This window comes from Vicinamibacterales bacterium, assembly GCA_036504215.1.
Lineage (GTDB): Bacteria > Acidobacteriota > Vicinamibacteria > Vicinamibacterales > Fen-181 > FEN-299.
Window position 1 is genome coordinate 92701 of sequence record DASXVO010000081.1, and the last position, 16821, is coordinate 109521.

At 66.0% G+C, this 16821-nt stretch carries 15 protein-coding genes and 1 tRNA gene; 10 read left to right on the top strand and 6 right to left on the bottom strand.

The window, feature by feature from the left end; genetic code table 11:
* Positions 1 to 70: 70 nt before the first annotated feature.
* The gene (locus VGK32_21730) at positions 71 to 2341 is read right to left on the bottom strand and encodes a prolyl oligopeptidase family serine peptidase (GenBank protein HEY3384388.1); all 2271 of its coding nucleotides are present in this window, start codon (positions 2339 to 2341) and stop codon (positions 71 to 73) included.
* 217 nt (positions 2342 to 2558) lie between these two features.
* Here VGK32_21730 and bshB1 point away from each other — a divergent pair, with 217 nt between their 5' ends.
* The 5 genes from bshB1 to VGK32_21755 all read left to right on the top strand — a co-directional run bounded on the left by bshB1 (position 2559) and on the right by VGK32_21755 (position 7336).
* A complete protein-coding gene (bshB1, locus tag VGK32_21735) occupies positions 2559 to 3284 on the top strand; it encodes a bacillithiol biosynthesis deacetylase BshB1 (protein ID HEY3384389.1) in 726 nt (241 codons plus the stop codon).
* The gene (gene bshA / locus VGK32_21740) at positions 3281 to 4426 is read left to right on the top strand and encodes an N-acetyl-alpha-D-glucosaminyl L-malate synthase BshA (GenBank protein ID HEY3384390.1); all 1146 of its coding nucleotides are present in this window, start codon (positions 3281 to 3283) and stop codon (positions 4424 to 4426) included. Before bshB1 ends, bshA begins: the two co-directional genes overlap by 4 nt.
* A 197-nt stretch (positions 4427 to 4623) precedes the next feature.
* A complete protein-coding gene (gene cbiM / locus VGK32_21745; protein HEY3384391.1) occupies positions 4624 to 5715 on the top strand; it encodes a cobalt transporter CbiM in 1092 nt (363 codons plus the stop codon).
* Entirely contained in the window at positions 5712 to 6548 is an 837-nt protein-coding gene (gene cbiQ / locus VGK32_21750; GenBank protein HEY3384392.1) for a cobalt ECF transporter T component CbiQ, read from the top strand. The genes cbiM and cbiQ overlap by 4 nt, the downstream gene beginning before the upstream one ends.
* Positions 6545 to 7336 (top strand): ABC transporter ATP-binding protein, encoded by a 792-nt coding sequence (locus VGK32_21755; GenBank protein HEY3384393.1) that lies wholly within the window; start codon positions 6545 to 6547, stop codon positions 7334 to 7336. Before cbiQ ends, VGK32_21755 begins: the two co-directional genes overlap by 4 nt.
* 115 nt (positions 7337 to 7451) lie before the next feature.
* On the opposite strand, the gene VGK32_21760 is transcribed toward VGK32_21755, so the two are convergent.
* The 3 genes from VGK32_21760 to VGK32_21770 are packed head-to-tail and all read right to left on the bottom strand — an operon-like array spanning position 7452 to position 10427.
* Positions 7452 to 8177 (bottom strand): phosphate ABC transporter ATP-binding protein, encoded by a 726-nt coding sequence (locus VGK32_21760; GenBank protein HEY3384394.1) that lies wholly within the window; start codon positions 8175 to 8177, stop codon positions 7452 to 7454.
* Entirely contained in the window at positions 8177 to 8845 is a 669-nt protein-coding gene (locus tag VGK32_21765; protein HEY3384395.1) for an ABC transporter permease, read from the bottom strand. Before VGK32_21765 ends, VGK32_21760 begins: the two co-directional genes overlap by 1 nt.
* Position 8846: 1 nt before the next feature.
* Entirely contained in the window at positions 8847 to 10427 is a 1581-nt protein-coding gene (locus tag VGK32_21770; GenBank protein HEY3384396.1) for a substrate-binding domain-containing protein, read from the bottom strand.
* Positions 10428 to 10802: 375 nt separating this feature from the next.
* Here VGK32_21770 and VGK32_21775 point away from each other — a divergent pair, with 375 nt between their 5' ends.
* From VGK32_21775 to VGK32_21795, 5 genes are all read left to right on the top strand, one after another.
* A complete protein-coding gene (locus tag VGK32_21775) occupies positions 10803 to 12122 on the top strand; it encodes an amidohydrolase family protein (protein ID HEY3384397.1) in 1320 nt (439 codons plus the stop codon).
* Entirely contained in the window at positions 12122 to 12868 is a 747-nt protein-coding gene (locus tag VGK32_21780) for a response regulator (GenBank protein ID HEY3384398.1), read from the top strand. Before VGK32_21775 ends, VGK32_21780 begins: the two co-directional genes overlap by 1 nt.
* A gap of 108 nt (positions 12869 to 12976) precedes the next feature.
* Positions 12977 to 14119: a dipeptide epimerase gene (locus tag VGK32_21785; protein HEY3384399.1), complete on the top strand. Its 1143-nt coding sequence runs from the start codon at positions 12977 to 12979 to the stop codon at positions 14117 to 14119.
* Between the two features lie 138 nt (positions 14120 to 14257).
* A tRNA-His gene (locus VGK32_21790) sits at positions 14258 to 14332 on the top strand.
* Between the two features lie 478 nt (positions 14333 to 14810).
* On the top strand, positions 14811 to 15686 hold the full coding sequence (locus VGK32_21795; GenBank protein ID HEY3384400.1) for a hypothetical protein: 876 nt from the start codon (positions 14811 to 14813) through the stop codon (positions 15684 to 15686).
* 124 nt (positions 15687 to 15810) lie between these two features.
* On the opposite strand, the gene VGK32_21800 is transcribed toward VGK32_21795, so the two are convergent.
* Together VGK32_21800 and VGK32_21805 are read right to left on the bottom strand one after the other, a co-directional pair.
* Complete coding sequence (locus tag VGK32_21800) at positions 15811 to 16449, bottom strand: hypothetical protein (protein HEY3384401.1); 639 nt, start codon at positions 16447 to 16449, stop codon at positions 15811 to 15813.
* 31 nt (positions 16450 to 16480) lie between these two features.
* A complete protein-coding gene (locus VGK32_21805) occupies positions 16481 to 16798 on the bottom strand; it encodes a hypothetical protein (GenBank protein ID HEY3384402.1) in 318 nt (105 codons plus the stop codon).
* Between the last annotated feature and the right edge of the window lie 23 nt (positions 16799 to 16821).

Below are 16821 nucleotides of genomic sequence, written 5' to 3' on the forward strand. Positions count from 1 at the left end.
TGTGGCTCCGTGGCCGTCCGTCGCGGCCGCGGTTGGATCTCGTGGTGTTCTTGGAGTCCTCGGGCACCTCCTACTTTGCGGCCGGGAACTCGCTCCATCTGGGCGGCGTGACACCGAGCAGGTGCGTTACGAAGAAATCGTTTCGCTTGTGATCGCCGTACGGGCCGCCCGACGTGTGGCCGGCGCCCGGGATCACGAGCAGGTCGAAATCCTTGTTGTGCTTGATGAGCTGGTTGACCACCTGCATCGTGGATGAGGGGTCCACGTTCGTGTCCATCTCGCCGACCACGAGCATCAACGCGCCCTGCAGGCGAGACGCGTGGTCGACATTGGATGACGCCGCGTACTCGGGACCGACCGGCCAGCCCATCCACTGCTCGTTCCACCAGATTTTGTCCATCCGGTTGTCGTGGCACCCGGCGGCCGAGAACGCCGCCTTGTAGAACTCGGGATGGAACAGCAGTCCCCCGAGCGCGCTCTGCCCTCCCGCCGACGTGCCGTAGATCCCCACGCGCGAGATGTCATAGGACGGGTACTTCGCGGCGACCGCCTTGTGCCAGAGGATGCGGTCCTCGAACCCGGCGTCCTTCAGGTTCTTCCAGGCGACATCGTGGAACGCCTTCGATCGATTGGACGTTCCCATCCCGTCGATCTGCACCACGATGAAACCCAGTTCGGCCAGGGCCTGCATCGCGCTGAAGGCGGCAAACGACTTCGGCACGAACGAACTGTGAGGACCGGCGTAGATATTCTCGATGACCGGGTACTTGCGGGCCGGGTCGAATGTCGTTGGACGGTAGATGACGCCCCAGATGTCCGTCTTGCCGTCGCGGCCCGTGGCCGTGAAGACCTCCGGGGGCTTCCAGCCTGCCTTCTCGAGACCGGTGATGTCCCCGCGGTCGAGCACCGCGACGAGCGAGGCATCGGCCGCGCGCCTCAACTCCGACGCCGGCGGCAGGTCCACGCGCGAGAACGTGTCCGCGAAGTACTTCATGTCCGACGAGAAGGCCACGACGTGGTTCGCCTCCGATCCGGTGAGGCGCACGAGTCCCGTCCCGTCGAAGTTGATCCGGTAGTAGTTGACGAAATAGGGATCCTGGCCCGGATACATGCCGCTCGCACTGAACCAGATCTGCCGCTTCTCCTCCTCCACCTTCGACACACCGCGCACCACCCATGGCCCCTTCGTGATCTGGTGTTTCACGCGGCCGGTCGCGCCATCGTACAGGTAGAGATGGTTCCAGCCGTCGCGCTCGGACATCCAGACCACTTCGCGACCATCGGCCACGTCGAAGCGGTACTTCTTGCTCGAGTAGGTGAAGAACGTCTGGCACTCCTCGCTCACGACCGCCCGCGCCCTGCCGCTCGTGGCGTTGACCTCGATGACGCGGTAGACCTGATGCCCGCGCTGGTTGTACTCGAACGTGACGGCCGACCCGTCCTTCCGCCACTCGGCGCGGGTCAGGTCGTATGGATTCGGGAAGAGGGAGCGATCCACATCGATCTGCTTGTTGGCGGCGATGTCGAAGAGCACCGGATGGTCGAGGTCGAGCACGTCACCCGGCTTCGCATAGAATCGCGACGACGATTTCGGCTGCGACTGATCCTCCGGCGACGACTCGACGTAGTGCACCATCCGCCGGAACCCGGGCGTGACACGATACGCGGCCAGGCGCGTCGAGTCGGGCGACCAGACGATTGAATCGAGCGTGTAGCAGTTGCCCTCGGCCCCGTCGCTGCTGAGCAGTTTGACGTCGGCCCGCGCGCCGACCGGCCGAATCGCAACGTTGAAGTTGCGCACGATGGCCTCCCACTTCTTGTCGGGAGAGACCTTCGGCTTGTCGTCCGCCTGAGGCGCGCCGCATGGCGGCAGCGGCTGCCGTCGTTCGAACTGGCCGACGGCGTCGGCCCCCTTGCAGGAGTAGTCCTCCAGGCTGCACTTCCACGCAGTGCCCTCCACGCGCGCCTCGAGGCTCTTCTCGTCGTCCGCGAAGGTGAAGGTCGAGAACGGCAGGGTCACCGCGGAGTACTTGCGGGTGGCGGCCGCCGACAACGACGCGGCCAGTTTCTCGTGGTCGAAGGCGGGCCGTCTCTGCTGCGTGTCGGCGTCCACCAGCACGAACTGGTGGCCGCCCTTCACCGTTCGGCGGTACCAGAACCGGTTCGTCTTGCCAACCCAGGTCGCTGGCTCGGGAACGTCGAGCGCCTGGCTCTGGTATTTCTCGCGCAGCTCGCCTGCGCGACGATACTCAGCCAGCGTGCCCTGCGCGGCCGCGAACGCGGCCCATCCAACGACGAAACAGAGAACGACGACCGCTCCAACCACGTGCCGGCCACGCATGGTCAACCTCCTCGACGACTGGTTGTTCGAGCTGAACTCGAAGGGGGGCGCAGCAGCATTCTGCCACAAGCGGGAGGAAAGCCCGAGGGGCACCGCGTCCGATGAGGGACACCGCGTCCGATGAGGGGCACGGGCGTCCCGCCCGTGCCCCTGCTCCGCCCCGCAGAAGTTGCGACATCCGATCTGCGCCCGTGTGCGATACTGGTCGAGCCGCAGGATGACGACCATCGCACTCGATCTGCTCGTGTTCGGGCCGCACGCCGACGACCTCGAGATCGGCCTCGGCGGAACCATCGCGCGCCACACGGCTGCGGGCTGGCACGTGGGACTGTGTGATCTGACCCGCGGCGAGATGGGCAGCAACGGTACGCCGGAAGAACGTCTGGCCGAAGCCGAAGCGGCTCGCGCGGTCCTCGGCGCCGACTGGCGAGTCAACCTCGGGTGGCCCGACCGCGGGATCACAGGCACAGCGGACCAGGTGGGCGACATCGTCGCCCTCGTTCGGCGGTGGCGTCCGCGAGCGATTGCCATCCCGTTCTGGCAGGACCGTCATCCGGATCACGGCGCCGCGAGCCGCGTGCTGACCGAGGCGATCTTCAACGCGCGCCTGCGCCGCTACCCGGCCGAGGGCGATCCCTGGGCACCCGACTGGGTCTGTTACTACTTCATCAACGACAGCGGCCCGATCTCGTTTGCGATCGACGTCTCGGCTCAGTACGGGTCGAAGCGCACGGCGCTCGCGTGCTACCGCAGCCAGTTCCGGCCCGACGCGGACGGGGCCGTCGCCACGCGGCTGAACACGCCCACGTTCTCGCAGTTGATCGAGAGCCGCGACGCCCAGTTCGGGGCGCTGGCGGGCGTCGCCTTCGCTGAGGGCCTGGTCGTGAAAGAACCGGTCCTGCGCCCGCACCTGTTCAAGAACTGGGCACTGGAGCGACCGTGAAGATTGCGATGATCTGTTACGCGTCAGTGGGCGGCAGCGGCATCGTCGCCACCGAACTGGCGAAGTGCCTCGCGAAGCGCGGCCACGAGATCCACGTGGTGAGCCGCGAGCAGCCGTTCCGTCTCGGCGACGACCAGCCGGGTGTCATCTTCCACCGCGTCGTGACGCCGTCCTATCCGCTGTTCCGCGAGCCGCAGTACGTGCTCTCGCTCTCGACGAAGATCGTGGAACTGTCGCGCGCCGTCGACCTCGACATCATCCACGCACACTACGCGATTCCGCACGCGGCCGCCGCGTTTCTCGCGCGCCAGGTGCTCGCGGGAACGGGCGACGGACACGCGCCGCGCGTCGTCACCACGCTCCACGGCACCGATATCACGCTCGTCGGCAGCGATCCCTCGTATGCGGAGACGATCGGTTTCTGCATCGACCGATCGGATGGCGTCACCGCCGTGTCGGAGAGTCTGAAGGCCGACACGTATCGCGGCCTGCCGGTGAAGACCGACATCCGCGTCATCCCGAACTTCCTCGACTGCTCGATCCACCGCAGGGTCGATGATCCGGACGTTCGCAAACGAATCGGCGCTCCCGACCACGCCATCATCATGCACGTGTCGAACTTCAGGCCGGTCAAGCGCATCGCTGCCGTAGTCGAGGTCTTCGCGCGGATCCGCCGGTCGGTACCGGCCACGCTCGTGCTCGTCGGCGACGGTCCCGACCTGCCGCACGGCCTCGCGCTCGCACGGGAACTCGGCGTCGCGCAGGATGTGCGGGCAGTTGGAGAGCAGGGCGACGTGCGCGGCTATCTGTCTGCCGCGGATCTGTTCCTGCTGCCGTCCGCCACCGAGAGTTTCGGCCTCGCCGCGCTCGAGGCGATGGCGTGCGACGTGCCGGTCATCGCGTCACGCGTGGGCGGTCTGCCGGAGGTCATCGAGGACGGCGTGAGCGGCTACCTGCGGGATCCGGATGACCTCGACGGGATGGCGTCCTGTGCCGTCGTATTGCTGACAGATCGGAAGGTGCACGACCGAATCGGCCTGGCCGGCCGGAAGGTCGTCCGCGATCGGTACTGCTCGGACCGAATCGTTCCTCACTATGAGGCCTTCTACAGGGAGATCCTGGCTGCGCCGCCGCGCGCGTGACTATTTTGCGAGAGGGGCAAGCCAGATGGCGGAAGGCGGCGTCTAAGGGAATAAGAGCCAAGAAACGCTTCAACCCTCCTCCACAGTTTGGGCCGCCGATGGGAACCGGCGGCCTTTTTTTTGGCCGGCAGATTCGCCGTGTGTTCGCCATTCTCGACACGTAGCACCTCTCTTCACTTCGTGCTACGCTACGATGCGTGCATATTCCGGATGGCTATCTCAGCCCGGCCACGTGCGCCGCGCTCTACGCCGGCGCCGCACCGTTCTGGTACGTAGCGCTCCGCCGCATCAGGTCCGCGCTCCACACACGCCTCGTACCGCTCCTCTCGCTCTTCGCCGCGTTCTCGTTCGTCGTGATGATGTTCAACATCCCGCTGCCCGGGGGATCGACCGGCCACGCGGTCGGTGTGGCGCTTGCCGCCATCGTGCTCGGCCCGTCCGGCTCGATCCTCGCGGTGTCGATCGCGCTGGCCATCCAGGCCTTCTTCTTTGGCGACGGCGGCATCACGGCGCTCGGCGCGAACTCCCTGAACATGGGCGTCGTTGGATCGCTCGTGGCGTTCGGCGTCTACCGGCTGATCGCCGGCCGTTCGGCGCTGACCTCGCGGCGCAGGTTCGTCGCCGCGGGACTGGCCGGGTACGCGGCAGTGAATGCAGCCGCCTTTTTCACGGCGGTTGAGTTCGGCATTCAGCCGATGCTCTACCAGGACGCCAGTGGCGCTCCCCTCTACTGCCCGTACCCGCTCAGCATCGCCGTTCCTGCGATGATGATCGGCCACATGACGGTGGCAGGTCTCGCGGAAATGGTGCTCACGGCCGGCGTCGTGGCCTACCTGCAACGCTCCGACGTCGGGCTGCTGCGACGAACGGCCGGCCCCGCTGGCGATGACGACTCCGCGCCGTTGCCGGAACGCGCCACGCTACGGCCGTTGTGGATTGCGCTGGGCGTGCTCCTCGTGCTGACGCCGCTTGGCGTACTGGCGGCCGGTTCCGCCTGGGGTGAATGGGCGCCGTCCGCTTTTGGAGATCCTGCGTCGCGACAGGCCATCGCCGCCGCCTCACTCGATCGGCAGCCGCCCGCACGAGCCCCGCGCGGGCTCGACCGGCTGTCGACGGTCTGGACGGCACCGTTCCCCGACTACGCGCCGCGCTTCCTTCGCAGCGCGACGATTGGCTACCTGCTCTCGGCCATGTTTGGCGTCGGCCTCGTCATCCTGGCGGTCACGGCTGTCGCGTGGATGGCCGGCGGGCGAAAGCCTCCCGACGCGGTCGAGACGGCAGGAACATGAGCCGCCTGACGAAGCGTCGCCCCCGCGGGTATCTCGAGCGGACGCTCGATGTCCTGCACGGCGCGATCGATCGCACGCTGGCCGCCGAACTCACCGTGTCCCGACGCGGCCTGCTGCAGCGCCTCGATCCTCGCGTCAAGGTCGTCGGCCTCCTCTCGCTCATCGCCGCAGTCGCCCTCGCCCGGAATGCGCCGACGATGGCCGCCATGCTCGGGCTGGCGACCATCCTCGCGGCGCTGTCGCGGCTGACCCCGGCGCTGCTGCTCTCGACGGTCTGGATCGGCACCTTCGTTTTCACGGCGGCGCTCGCCGGGCCCGCCATCTTCCTGACGCCGGGGCGCGTCACCCTGCGCCTGCCGCTCCTCGGGTGGCCCGTCACCGCACAGGGACTGACGACCGCGCTCTACCTGATCCTCCGAGTCGAGGCCGCCGCCACGTTCGGCTTCCTGCTGGTGTTCACGACACCGTGGGCGCACGTCCTGAAGGCTCTCCGCGCGCTGCGCGTGCCTGTCGTGGTCGTCGTCGTGCTCGGGATGACGTATCGCTACGTGCTGCTGCTGCTCGAATCGGCGAGCGAGATGTTCGAGGCGCGTCGCAGTCGAACGGTGGGATCGCTGGCCGGCACAGACCGCCGCCGTCTGGCTGCGGCCAGCGTGGGCGTCCTGCTGTCGAAGGCGCTGCACCTGAGCGGCGAAGTCTTCCTGGCGATGCAGGCGCGCGGGTTTCGTGGTGAGGTCTACCTGCTGGACGAGTTTCGGATGACGGCCCTCGACTGGACGGCCCTCGGGTCGTTGGTTGTCACCGCAGCCGTTGCGATCTGGGTGGGACGATGAACGTGTTCGACGTGGCGGATGTGACGTACCGCTATCAGCGGCAGGTCGCGCTCGACGCGCTCTCGATGTCGGTGGTCGAAGGCACCCGCGTCGGCCTCGTCGGGTCGAACGGATCCGGGAAGTCCACGCTGCTTCGGCTGTTGGACGGCCTCTATTTCCCGGAGACGGGGGAGGTCCGCTTCTGTGGTGAGCCGCTCACAGAGGCGCGCTTCGGCGATGACGACCTCGCGTTTGCGTTCCGCAGGCGCGTCGGCCTGGTCTTTCAGAACCCGGACGCACAGCTGTTCAATCCAACGGTGTTCGACGAGGTCGCGTTCGGTCCGCTGCAACTGCGCTGGCCGCCGGGCGAGGTGCGGACCCGCGTGGCCGAGGCGATGGAGCGGATGCGGATCGCCGACCTCAAGAACCGCACTCCACAGCGTCTGTCGGGAGGCGAGAAGAAGCGGGTCGCCATCGCCAGCGTGCTGGCGATGGACCCTGACGTCCTGCTGCTGGACGAGCCGACGGCGGCGCTCGACCCCCGGAGCCAGAGCCAGATCATCGACCTGCTCGTCGGTTGGGCAGGCACGGGGAAGACCGTCATCACGGCGACGCACGACCTCGGCATTCTCGAGGACATTGCGGATCGCTGCTGCGTGCTCGACAGGGGCCGACTGGTGGCGGACCGCTCGCCGGCCGCCCTGCTCGCGGACGAAGACCTGCTCGGCCGGACGAACCTGATTCATGCCCATCGACACCATCACGGCGCCGCGCACGAGCATTCGCACCCGCACGTGCACAGGCGGTAAGGTGCCAAGCGCAAAGTGCTATGTGCTGAGGGCCCCCTTCTCACTTGTCGCTGCTCGTTGTACGCCCCTGGCTCCTGCCCCTGACCTCTGATCCCTGACCCCTAATCCTCAATCCCTAATAGATCATGTCCCCCGTCAGGAACGCCTTCGTGCGCGGATCGGCGGGATGGTCGATCAAGTCGGCTGTGGGCCCGGATTCCACGATCTGGCCGTCGAGCAGAAGTGCGGCGCGGGTCGTCAGCCGGCGCGCCTGGAAGATCTGGTGCGTGGCCAGGACGATCGTCACGCCCCTTGCCTGCTGTTCGCGGACGAGGTCCTCTACGAGACGGACGTTCCGCGGGTCGAGATTCGCTGTGGGCTCGTCGAGGAGGAGGATCTCGGGGCTGAAGGCCAGCGCCCGGCCAAGCGCGACGCGCTGGACCTCCCCGCCAGAGAGGGTGCGCGCCGGTTCGTCGGCGAGCGGCGTGAGACCGAGCGCGTCGAGCAACTGCGCCACGCGCGCTTGGTGATCGTCCCGTCCACGCAGGCGGATGCCGTAGGCGATGTTCGCGCGAACCGAACGGTCGAGCACGATGGGACGCTGGAACACCGTGGTCACGCGCCGGCGCAGCTCGAGCGGCGCTGACGGCGCCACGGCCTCGCCATGGAAGCGCAGCGCGCCGTCTGTCGGGCATTCCAGGAACTGGAGCAGACGCAGCAACGTGCTCTTCCCCGCTCCGCTCGGGCCGATGATCGCCAGCGTCTCCCCGCGGCGGATCTCGAACTCGCCAATGTCGAGTACCACGCGGTCACCATAGCGGTGGCGGATCGAATCGAGGCGATAGACGATGTTGGGGGACATCACGAGTCGCGGAACCGGCCCTGGAGCCGGAGAAGGAGGATATTGGCCGCGAAGGCCACGGCAATCAGGGTGATGCCGAGCGCCATCGCCATCGCGAAGTCGCCCTGCCGTGTGTAGAGCACGATGGCGGTCGTCAGCACGCGCGTCTGTCCGTCGATGTTTCCGCCGACGAGCATCACCGCCCCGACCTCGGAGATGATCCCGCCGAACGCCGCCACGATCGCCGCCGTCACGCCCACGCGAGCCTCGCGCACGACCGTCCACGCGGTCTGGCTGCGCGACGCGCCGAGGGCCGTGACCTGCACGCGCACGGCCCGGTCCACCCCGGCGACGGCGCTCATCGTGAGTCCGGCCACCAGCGGAAACGCGATGACCGTCTGCGCCACGATCATGGCCGCCGGCGTGAACAGCCATCCAAGCGCACCGAACGGTCCGCTGCGGGACAGCGCGATGTAGACGAACAGGCCGACGACGACGGGCGGCAAGCCCATACCCGTGTAGAGCGCCAGCGTCACGACCCGCTGCCCGCGGAACCGGACGAGGCCGAGCAGCGCACCAATCGGGACGCCGGTGAGCGTCGCAACGAGCAGCGCCGCGCCGGTCACGCGGAGCGTGAGCGCTATGATCTGCAGCAGTTCGGGACGCTGGAATTCGGTGAGCACGCTCATGCTACCGTCCCGGCGGGACGACTTCGATCGTCCTCACCCAGTGCGAGTAGCGTCCGGCGAACTGGTCGGGACCGACGACGAGTTGCAGCAACCCCTCACGTCCACCCATGAGCCGGCCGTCCCGCTCATAGGCGAGCAGCACGACTTCCCGACCGACGGGTGCCTTGTAGCCGTCCCCCTTCGCCGACCGTGACGGCTTCGACAGCCAGCCGACCAGCGCCTCGACGTCGACGCGACTCAGTTGCGCGTCCGTGTACCCGTTGAGCCCGCCGTGCGCCTCGCGACCGGTCCTGAGGATGGTGACCATCCGTTCGACGGGCCACGTCCGACCCGCCAGAGAAGGCGCCGGCCTCTTGCCGGCGGGCGCCGACCCTTCGCCTTCCACGCCATGGCATTCGTTGCAGCCCTTCACGTTGTAGAGCGCGGCACCGCGCGGCACCGACGCAAACAGTTCCGCCCACCAGATCGTCGCCGTCCATCCATCGCTGCTCGTCACGACGATGCGGTCGTTGGCGTGCCTGGTGTCCGCCACGCCGGAGTCGGCGGCCAGGAGGAGGTCCTTCAGCGCCACACCCGTCCAGGTGCGCGGCGCAATCGGGCCGATCTTCACACCGGTCACGTCGTAGTTCGCGAGCGTCGCCTTCGGCATCGTGCGCAGTTCGGCTAGCGGAAACGTACGGGACCTCGCACCCACCTTGACCGTCACGTCTCGGGTGGTCTTCGTCTCGTCCGAGTCCGGGTAGAAGAGCGGCTGGCCGAAGCGCTTCACTCCGAACTCACCGATCGCGCGCTGCGTCTCGGCGGACAACAGCCAATCGACGAACTGTGTCGCAAGGGCGAACTGCACGCCAGGGTGCGTGTCCGGGCTGACGGCCATCACGCCGTACGGGTTGCGGAGGCTGGCGTCGCGATTCTCGGCCAGTGTCCTGCCGCCCACGAGCACGCGCAGGCCCTGCAGTTTGTCGCGCATCGACAGCCAGGTGCCGCGATCGGTGAGCGTGTACGCCTTCTGCTCGCGCGCGACCATCAGCGTCTCGCCCATGCCTTGTCCCAGCGACCGGTACCACGGGCCCGACGGTGAAATCTTCGCGCCGGCCCAGACGCCGAGTTCAGCCGTGTGCGTGCCCGACTTGTCGCCGCGGCTGACAAATGGCGCCTGCGCACGAGCGATTGCCGTCAACGCCTCGCGCGCCTGCGCCAGCGTCCCGATCTTCGCCGGATCGTCGACGGGTCCGACGATGACGAAGTCGTTGTACATCACGTCGTGGCGGTCCCTGGCGTGACGCTCGGCCACGAACTGCTCCTCGGCCTTCCGGCCGTGTACGAGCACGACGTCGGCATCGCCTCTGCGGCCAATCTCGAGCGCCTGGCCTGTGCCGACAGCGATGACGTCCACGCGGCAGCCGCAGATCTTCTCGAACGTGGGGAGAATCGCCTGCAGCAAGCCCGAGTCGGCGGTGCTGGTTGTCGTCGCGAGGCGCAGCACATCTGGAGCCGGTGCGGCGTGGCCGGCGACTGCGCCACCGACGAGCGCCGCGACGAGCGATGTGAGGACGAGGCACGAGAGCCGGATGCGAGTCATGAGCGTTGGCCAGAATCAGGATGCTGAGTGCGCGCCGAGCCGGACCGGCGGGCCGAGAGTGCAACAGGGCTTTGTACCGAGCGGCGGGCAGTTCTGTCAAAGTGGATACGTCAGAACGATCGATTCTCAGCGGTTTTTGTCGATTCTCTCTTCCCCTTCCTCCTTCATCCTTCCTCCTTCATCCTTCCTCCTTCCTCCTTCCTCCTTCCTCCTTCATCCTTCATCCTTCATCCTTTCTTCTTCCCTCTTCCTCCTTCCTCCTTCATCCTTCCTCCTTCATCCTTCATCCTTTCTTCTTCCCCCCTTCCTCCTTCATCCTCCGCTGGTTTTGGAGTAGGATCCCGGCTGTTCCACACTGCCAACATGGAGTGTCCCATGCGCCTTCGCTCGGTTCTCGTTGCAGCGTCGCTCGTTGGCGTCAGCGGTCTGGCACTTGGTGTTGTCGAGGGGCAGGCGCCGGCCAGCGTCTTGCTGAGGCCAGCGCGCGTTTTCGATGGGAGCGGCGGGCCCGCGCACGACGGATGGGTCGTGTTGGTGACTGGCAGGAAGATCGCTGTTGCAGGGCCCGCGGCCAACGTCCAGATGCCGGCCGGCTCGACGGTCATCGATCTGCCCGGCGCCACGCTGCTGCCGGGCCTCATCGATGCGCACTCGCACATCTTCCTGCACCCCTACAGCGAAACGCTCTGGAACGACCAGGTGCTCAAGGAACCGATCGCGTACCGGACGATCGCGGCGGCTATCCATTGCGAGCGAACGCTGAAAGCCGGGTTCACGACCTTGCGCGATCTCGGCACCGAGGGCGCGGGGTACGCGGACATCTCGGTCCAACGCGCGATAGACGAGGGCCGCATCCCGGGGCCCCGCCTCTTCGTCGCGACGCTCGCCATCGTGGCCACGTCCAGCTACGGGCCGGGGCCGCGCGGCTTTGCGCCCGACCTGATCCTGCCGAAGGGCGCGCAGGAAGCGAGCGGCACCGCGGAGATTCTGCGGGCGGTTCGCGATCAGGTCGGGCACGGCGCCAACTGGGTGAAGGTCTACGCGGACTACGGTCGCGGTCCCAATGGCACGCCAGCGCCCACGTTCTCGCTCGACGAGTTGAAGGTGCTGGTGGACGAGGCACACAGCGCCGGCCGCCCGGTTGCCGCGCACGCGACGACCGCCGAAGGGATGCGGCGGGCGGTCCTGGCCGGCGTGCAGACGATCGAGCACGGCTACGGCGGCACCGAGGAGGTGTTCCGGCTGATGCAGGAGCGAGGCGTCGCCTGGTTCCCCACGCTCGCCACGGAAGAGGCCTACTCTCAGTATTTCCAGGGCTACAAGCCGGGCGTGACGCCGCCGACGGCCGACATGGAGCGTGTCAGCCAGGCCTTCCGCATCGCGTTGAAGCTGGGCGTCATCATCGGCCTGGGCAGCGATGTCGGTGTGTTCGCCCACGGCGAGAACTACCGCGAACTGGAGTGGATGGTCCGGGACGGCATGACGCCGGCACAGGCGCTTCGCGCGGCCACGGCCGTGAACGCCAAGGTCCTCGGAAAGGGCGAGGAGTTCGGCCGGATCGCGCCGGGCCTGCTCGCCGACCTCGTCGCCGTGGCAGGCGATCCCACGCGAGACATCTCGGCCACGCGAAATGTGCGCATGGTGATGAAGGACGGGGCAGTGGTGCATAATGTCGGGCAGCCTGGAGCGCGATGATGACTTCCCAAGAAGAAACCGTTGTGCTGTGGTCGCTTCGCGGGCACGGCCGCGACGTGCGCTGCCTCCGCCAGCGGACACGCGTCGGACTCGAACTGCGCGTGCTCTGGGGCGATGAACTGTTCCTGACGGAGACCTTCAAGGATTCCGAGCGCCTCATGACCCGCGCGGACGAGTTCCGATCGACGCTGGAAGCGCGGGGGTGGCGGCGGATGGTGGGAGAGGAATCGGCCCCGCCATCACCCGGCGCCTGGTTGTCCGATGGCCCGCTCGGCGTCGAGCCTGAAGAAGACGCGGAACTTCCCCCAGTCTCCGACCACTACTATTCCTCGCCGGACGCGGGCCGGCGGCCGACTGTGCTCATCGTGGACGACGAGACGACCGTGCGGTCGTTCCTGCGGAGCTATCTGGAAGAGGCGGACTACGCCGTCTGCGAGGCGGGCGACGTGGACAGCGCGTTGAGCGCGCTCGACGACACGCCGGTGGACGCGGTCGTCCTCGATGTGCGGATGCCGGATCCCATGGGGTGGGGCCGCACGGGCCTGGAGGTCCTGGCGTTCATCCGCCTGCACGCCGCGTTTGCCGCGTTGCCCGTGCTCGTGCTGACGGGACACGCTCTCGAGATCGAGGAGCAGGACTTGATCCGGCGTCACCGCGCGCACCTCTTCCTCAAACCCGACGGCTATCGAACGCTGCTGCTCAGGCTGGATCAGCTGACGGGCCGGCGCGAAATCAATCGGCACTGACCGCGGGCCGGGGCTTCGCGGCTGGCGGCTCCGGGCTGCAGATCCCTGGCTCCTGGCTCCTGGCTCCTGACTCCTGACTCTTGACTCTTGATTTCATTGGAGACGACGATGACCGATCGACGGGACTTCTTCAAGACTTCCGCACTCGTGGCGGCGTCGGTGATGGCACCTGGCGGTGCCCGCTGGGCGGAGGCCCAGGCCGCGGCACCAGCGGGCGGGCGGGCGTCCGGCAGGATGACGCTCACGTACAAGCCCTTCACCGCGCAGCTTCGTCACGTCTTCACGATTGCCTTGTCCTCGCGCAGCACCACGCCGGGCATGCTCACCGAGATTGCCTACAACGGTGTCGTCGGGTACGGCGAATCGTCCATGCCACCGTATCTCGGGGAAACACAGGAGAGCTGCGCGGCATTCCTGGCAAAGGTCAATCTCTCGAAGTACCCGAATCCCTTCGAACTCGAGACGATCCTCGCAGACATCGACGCGATTGCGCCCGGCAATTCGGCCGCCAAGGCGGCGGTCGACATCGCCCTGCACGATCTCGTCGGTCGGCTGATGAACCAGCCCTGGTACAACATCTGGGGATTCAATCAGGCGCAGACTCCGTTTACGAGCTTCACCATCGGCATCGACACGCCCGACGTCGTGCGCAAGAAGGTGCAGGAGGCCGCCGAGTTCAAGGTGCTCAAGGTGAAGCTCGGGCGGGACAACGACCACGAGATGATCGAGACCATCCGATCGGTCACGAACAAACCGTTGACCGCGGATGCGAACCAAGGCTGGAAGGACCGCCAGAAGGCGCTCGACGAGGTCGCCTGGTTGAAGGAGCGGAATACCCTGTTTGTCGAGCAGCCCTTCCCCAAGGAGGCTCCGCTCGAGGACTTCGCGTGGCTGACCGAGCGAAGTCCGCTGCCGATCATCGCCGATGAGTCGTGCCAGCGGCTCGCGGATGTCAAGAAGCTGCATGGAGCCGTCTCGGGCATCAACATCAAGCTGATGAAGTCGACCGGCATGCGGGAAGCGCACAAGATGATCGTCCTGGCGCGCGCCCTCAAGATGAAGGTGATGTTGGGGTGCATGACGGAAACCTCGTGCGCCATCTCCGCGGCGTCGCATCTCTCGCCGATGGTCGATTGGGCCGACCTCGACGGCGCGCTGCTCATCAGCAACGATCCGTTCAAGGGCACGACGGTCGTGGATGGGAAGGTCACCCTGGGCCCGGTTCCTGGCGTTGGGGTGACCAAGCTGTAGACCCTGGTGGCCGCGGGCACGGAGGCCCGCGACCATTGGATCTTGCACGGTGGTGGCGGGCTTTCCGCCCGCCGACCACGTCTCGTGCGTTGCCGGCCAGGCGAGCCGGTGCTAAAATCAGAGGTTCCAGTCGTTACGGTGGGTATAGCTCAGTGGCAGAGCGCCGGACTGTGGCTCCGGAAGTCGCGGGTTCGAACCCCGTTACCCACCCCAACTTCCTCGCAACAAAATGAAGCGTTTGGCAAGTTTGCCAAAGTTATGGACTTTGGTCATGGACTTGACGCGCTTCAGTTTTCTAGGAAAACCGCCCGTTGCGTTCTCGGTCGCTGGCCGTCACAGGCACGCTCCCGACGCCCGCCTTGGCCTACTTCGGCGTCGAGTTCGATGCCGAGAGGTGTCTGCTTTCCGCGCCAGACTCTTGTTCGATGACGCGGAAAGACGATACGACGTGGTTCACCGACCATCCCAAGTGGCTGGCCCACTGGACAGGCGCAATCTTGCGATGAATGTTGATTGCGAAACGTCCGGCCAACTATGGGAGAGTAGAATACGGCCGATGGCAGGTACGAACAGCATACGTACGGTCGCTTCGGCTTGGTCTCGATTCACAATCAACGGGCTCGCGGTCGCTCCGAATGTTGTCGGGGCGTGTCACCGCCTGACGGTTCGGAACACGGCCGTGGAGATTCGGTTGCCGAACCTTCCACCGGATAAGCCTCGTCAAGTCGAGGTGTGGGAAAACGAACGAATCGTCTGTACGGCATGGCAACGTGGGACGCCTCTCTATATTCAGGTCTGTGCCGTCGATGTGGTCGTCCATGCGGCGCAGAGCGTTCAGATTCCGCCGCTGGCGCTCCAGTCCGTCAATACGACTCTGTTTGACCAGAAGGCGCGTCACCGATTAGACAACATCGTCGCTGGTGCGCAGCAGGTGGCGACGGATGCAGTTGACTGGTGGTTGCGGACGCTTCGCTGGAAGACTCTCAACGGGAGCATTGGCCAGAGAGAAGTTGCGGGGGCGGACAGCGGATGGGGAACGTACCTCATGGATGCTCACACCGAGGCACGGTTCTACACGCCCGCTTGCGTAATCAACTTACCCGCTGACAATCCGGTGACCAAGCGCCAGTGGAACCGGGCCGGACGGTCACTGGCGAAAGCAGAAGTCGCACCCGTATGGTTCGACTTCATGTTCGACGGCGAACATAGGATCAAGTCCGGAGACCTGCACGGTGGCATTCTCTGCCTGGCGATAGCCTCGGAAACGGTCATCAGGGCCCTGATGACAAGGCATCTAAGACTCCCGACTAACCAGCACTTCCGGTCGATGACGGATTTTCTGAACATCCGGCAGATTTTGGACAAATGGCATCATCTCGGGTATTGGGACGCACAGTGGCAAGCGGCTATAGACCTGCCCACACTGAAGAGCCTGTTTGAACTCCGGAACGCGGTAGCGCATCGCGGGACGACGCGCTTGGACGCTGCCGCGTGCCGCGACATCGCGAAAGTAGTCCGGACGTTTGTTGCTAAAGCCGCGCCAGCAGCGGACAAACTGTCCGGCTGAGTTCCGGCCATTGGAAACGGTGGTCAGAGACTACCGCCAGTCGAACTGATTCAGAAGCGCATCACGTTCGGCCGCGATTTCCGCCAGTCGTGCCTTCGCCCCGAGCCGCGCCAGAGCCTTGATGTCAACCTCGGTCATCGTCATCTCCCTGTTCGCCAGCGACCCGAACGTCCACGATGTCACCGGGCAGTTGCTGGTGGTTGTCCTTGCCGCATTTCGGACAGTCGAACCGGTAGAAGTTCATCTGCGCGAACCCCGGTGTGTGGGCGCAATCCACCTCAAGCGGTTCGCGGCAATGCCCGCACGCGAACGGAACGACGACAGCCCGGCCCGTCTTCGACGGCGGCTCGGCCACCGGCCCGTCGAGAACCGACGCGACGTGAAGCAAGAGCGTGTCGGACGTGCCCGCTGGCGCTTCGGGTCGTACCGCGTACCAGTGGTCACCCTCAAGTTGCACCCGCAACCGCCACTGCTTGGGCGGCGCGGGCAGGTCGGACAGCTTGAGCCGGATGCGCTCGATAACCTGCTTGTCGTCAATCTGAACGGTCCTCAATCCTGAGATGGCGCCATCCGCCAGTTCGCGAGCATCGATGTAGGTGTCCTCGTCCTTGTTCCGTGTGCGGAGGTTCTTCGTCAGGTCAAGGCTGATGTCGAACGGGTCACCGGGACGAGCCATGAAGTCCTCAGCGAACAGCGTGGTCGCGTCGGTGAAGTCGTAGGACGCATAGACGATGGTCGAAGTCTTCTTGAGGTTTCGCCACATGGTACCCTCTCGCTGTCAGCGGTCTGCTGCCCTAACCCGCTGCCTCGTGGTCCGGTGGAGCACCGTGCATCCGTTCCACGATGCGCAACGTCAGGCACCGATAGGCTTGCTGCGACCGGTACTCGGGTTCGACCACGAACCAGTGCGGCTCTACGAGTTCAACGAGCAACCGCCACGACGTGGGGTCTTCTTCCATGTTCGCCATCACGTCGTTCAGCCGTTCCAAGACCTGCTTGTCGTCAATCTCGACGCTCGACAACCGCTGAATCGCGCCATCGGCCAGACGTTTGGCATCGATGTAGCTGCCGCCCGATTTGCTGCGGGTTCGAAGATTCCTGCTCAGGTCCAAGGCGATGTCCAAAGTCGCGTTGG

Excerpts from the sequence above, each read along its gene's own strand:
- bshB1 (HEY3384389.1), top strand. The coding sequence starts at position 2,559 with ATGACGACCATCGCACTCGATCTGCTCGTGTTCGGGCCGCACGCCGAC.
- VGK32_21755 (HEY3384393.1), top strand. The coding sequence starts at position 6,545 with ATGAACGTGTTCGACGTGGCGGATGTGACGTACCGCTATCAGCGGCAG.
- VGK32_21780 (HEY3384398.1), top strand. The coding sequence starts at position 12,122 with ATGACTTCCCAAGAAGAAACCGTTGTGCTGTGGTCGCTTCGCGGGCAC.
- cbiQ (HEY3384392.1), top strand. The coding sequence starts at position 5,712 with ATGAGCCGCCTGACGAAGCGTCGCCCCCGCGGGTATCTCGAGCGGACG.
- VGK32_21800 (HEY3384401.1), bottom strand. The coding sequence starts at position 16,449 with ATGTGGCGAAACCTCAAGAAGACTTCGACCATCGTCTATGCGTCCTAC.
- VGK32_21765 (HEY3384395.1), bottom strand. The coding sequence starts at position 8,845 with ATGAGCGTGCTCACCGAATTCCAGCGTCCCGAACTGCTGCAGATCATA.
- VGK32_21785 (HEY3384399.1), top strand. The coding sequence starts at position 12,977 with ATGACCGATCGACGGGACTTCTTCAAGACTTCCGCACTCGTGGCGGCG.
- VGK32_21760 (HEY3384394.1), bottom strand. The coding sequence starts at position 8,177 with ATGTCCCCCAACATCGTCTATCGCCTCGATTCGATCCGCCACCGCTAT.
- VGK32_21775 (HEY3384397.1), top strand. The coding sequence starts at position 10,803 with ATGCGCCTTCGCTCGGTTCTCGTTGCAGCGTCGCTCGTTGGCGTCAGC.
- VGK32_21770 (HEY3384396.1), bottom strand. The coding sequence starts at position 10,427 with ATGACTCGCATCCGGCTCTCGTGCCTCGTCCTCACATCGCTCGTCGCG.
- VGK32_21730 (HEY3384388.1), bottom strand. The coding sequence starts at position 2,341 with ATGCGTGGCCGGCACGTGGTTGGAGCGGTCGTCGTTCTCTGTTTCGTC.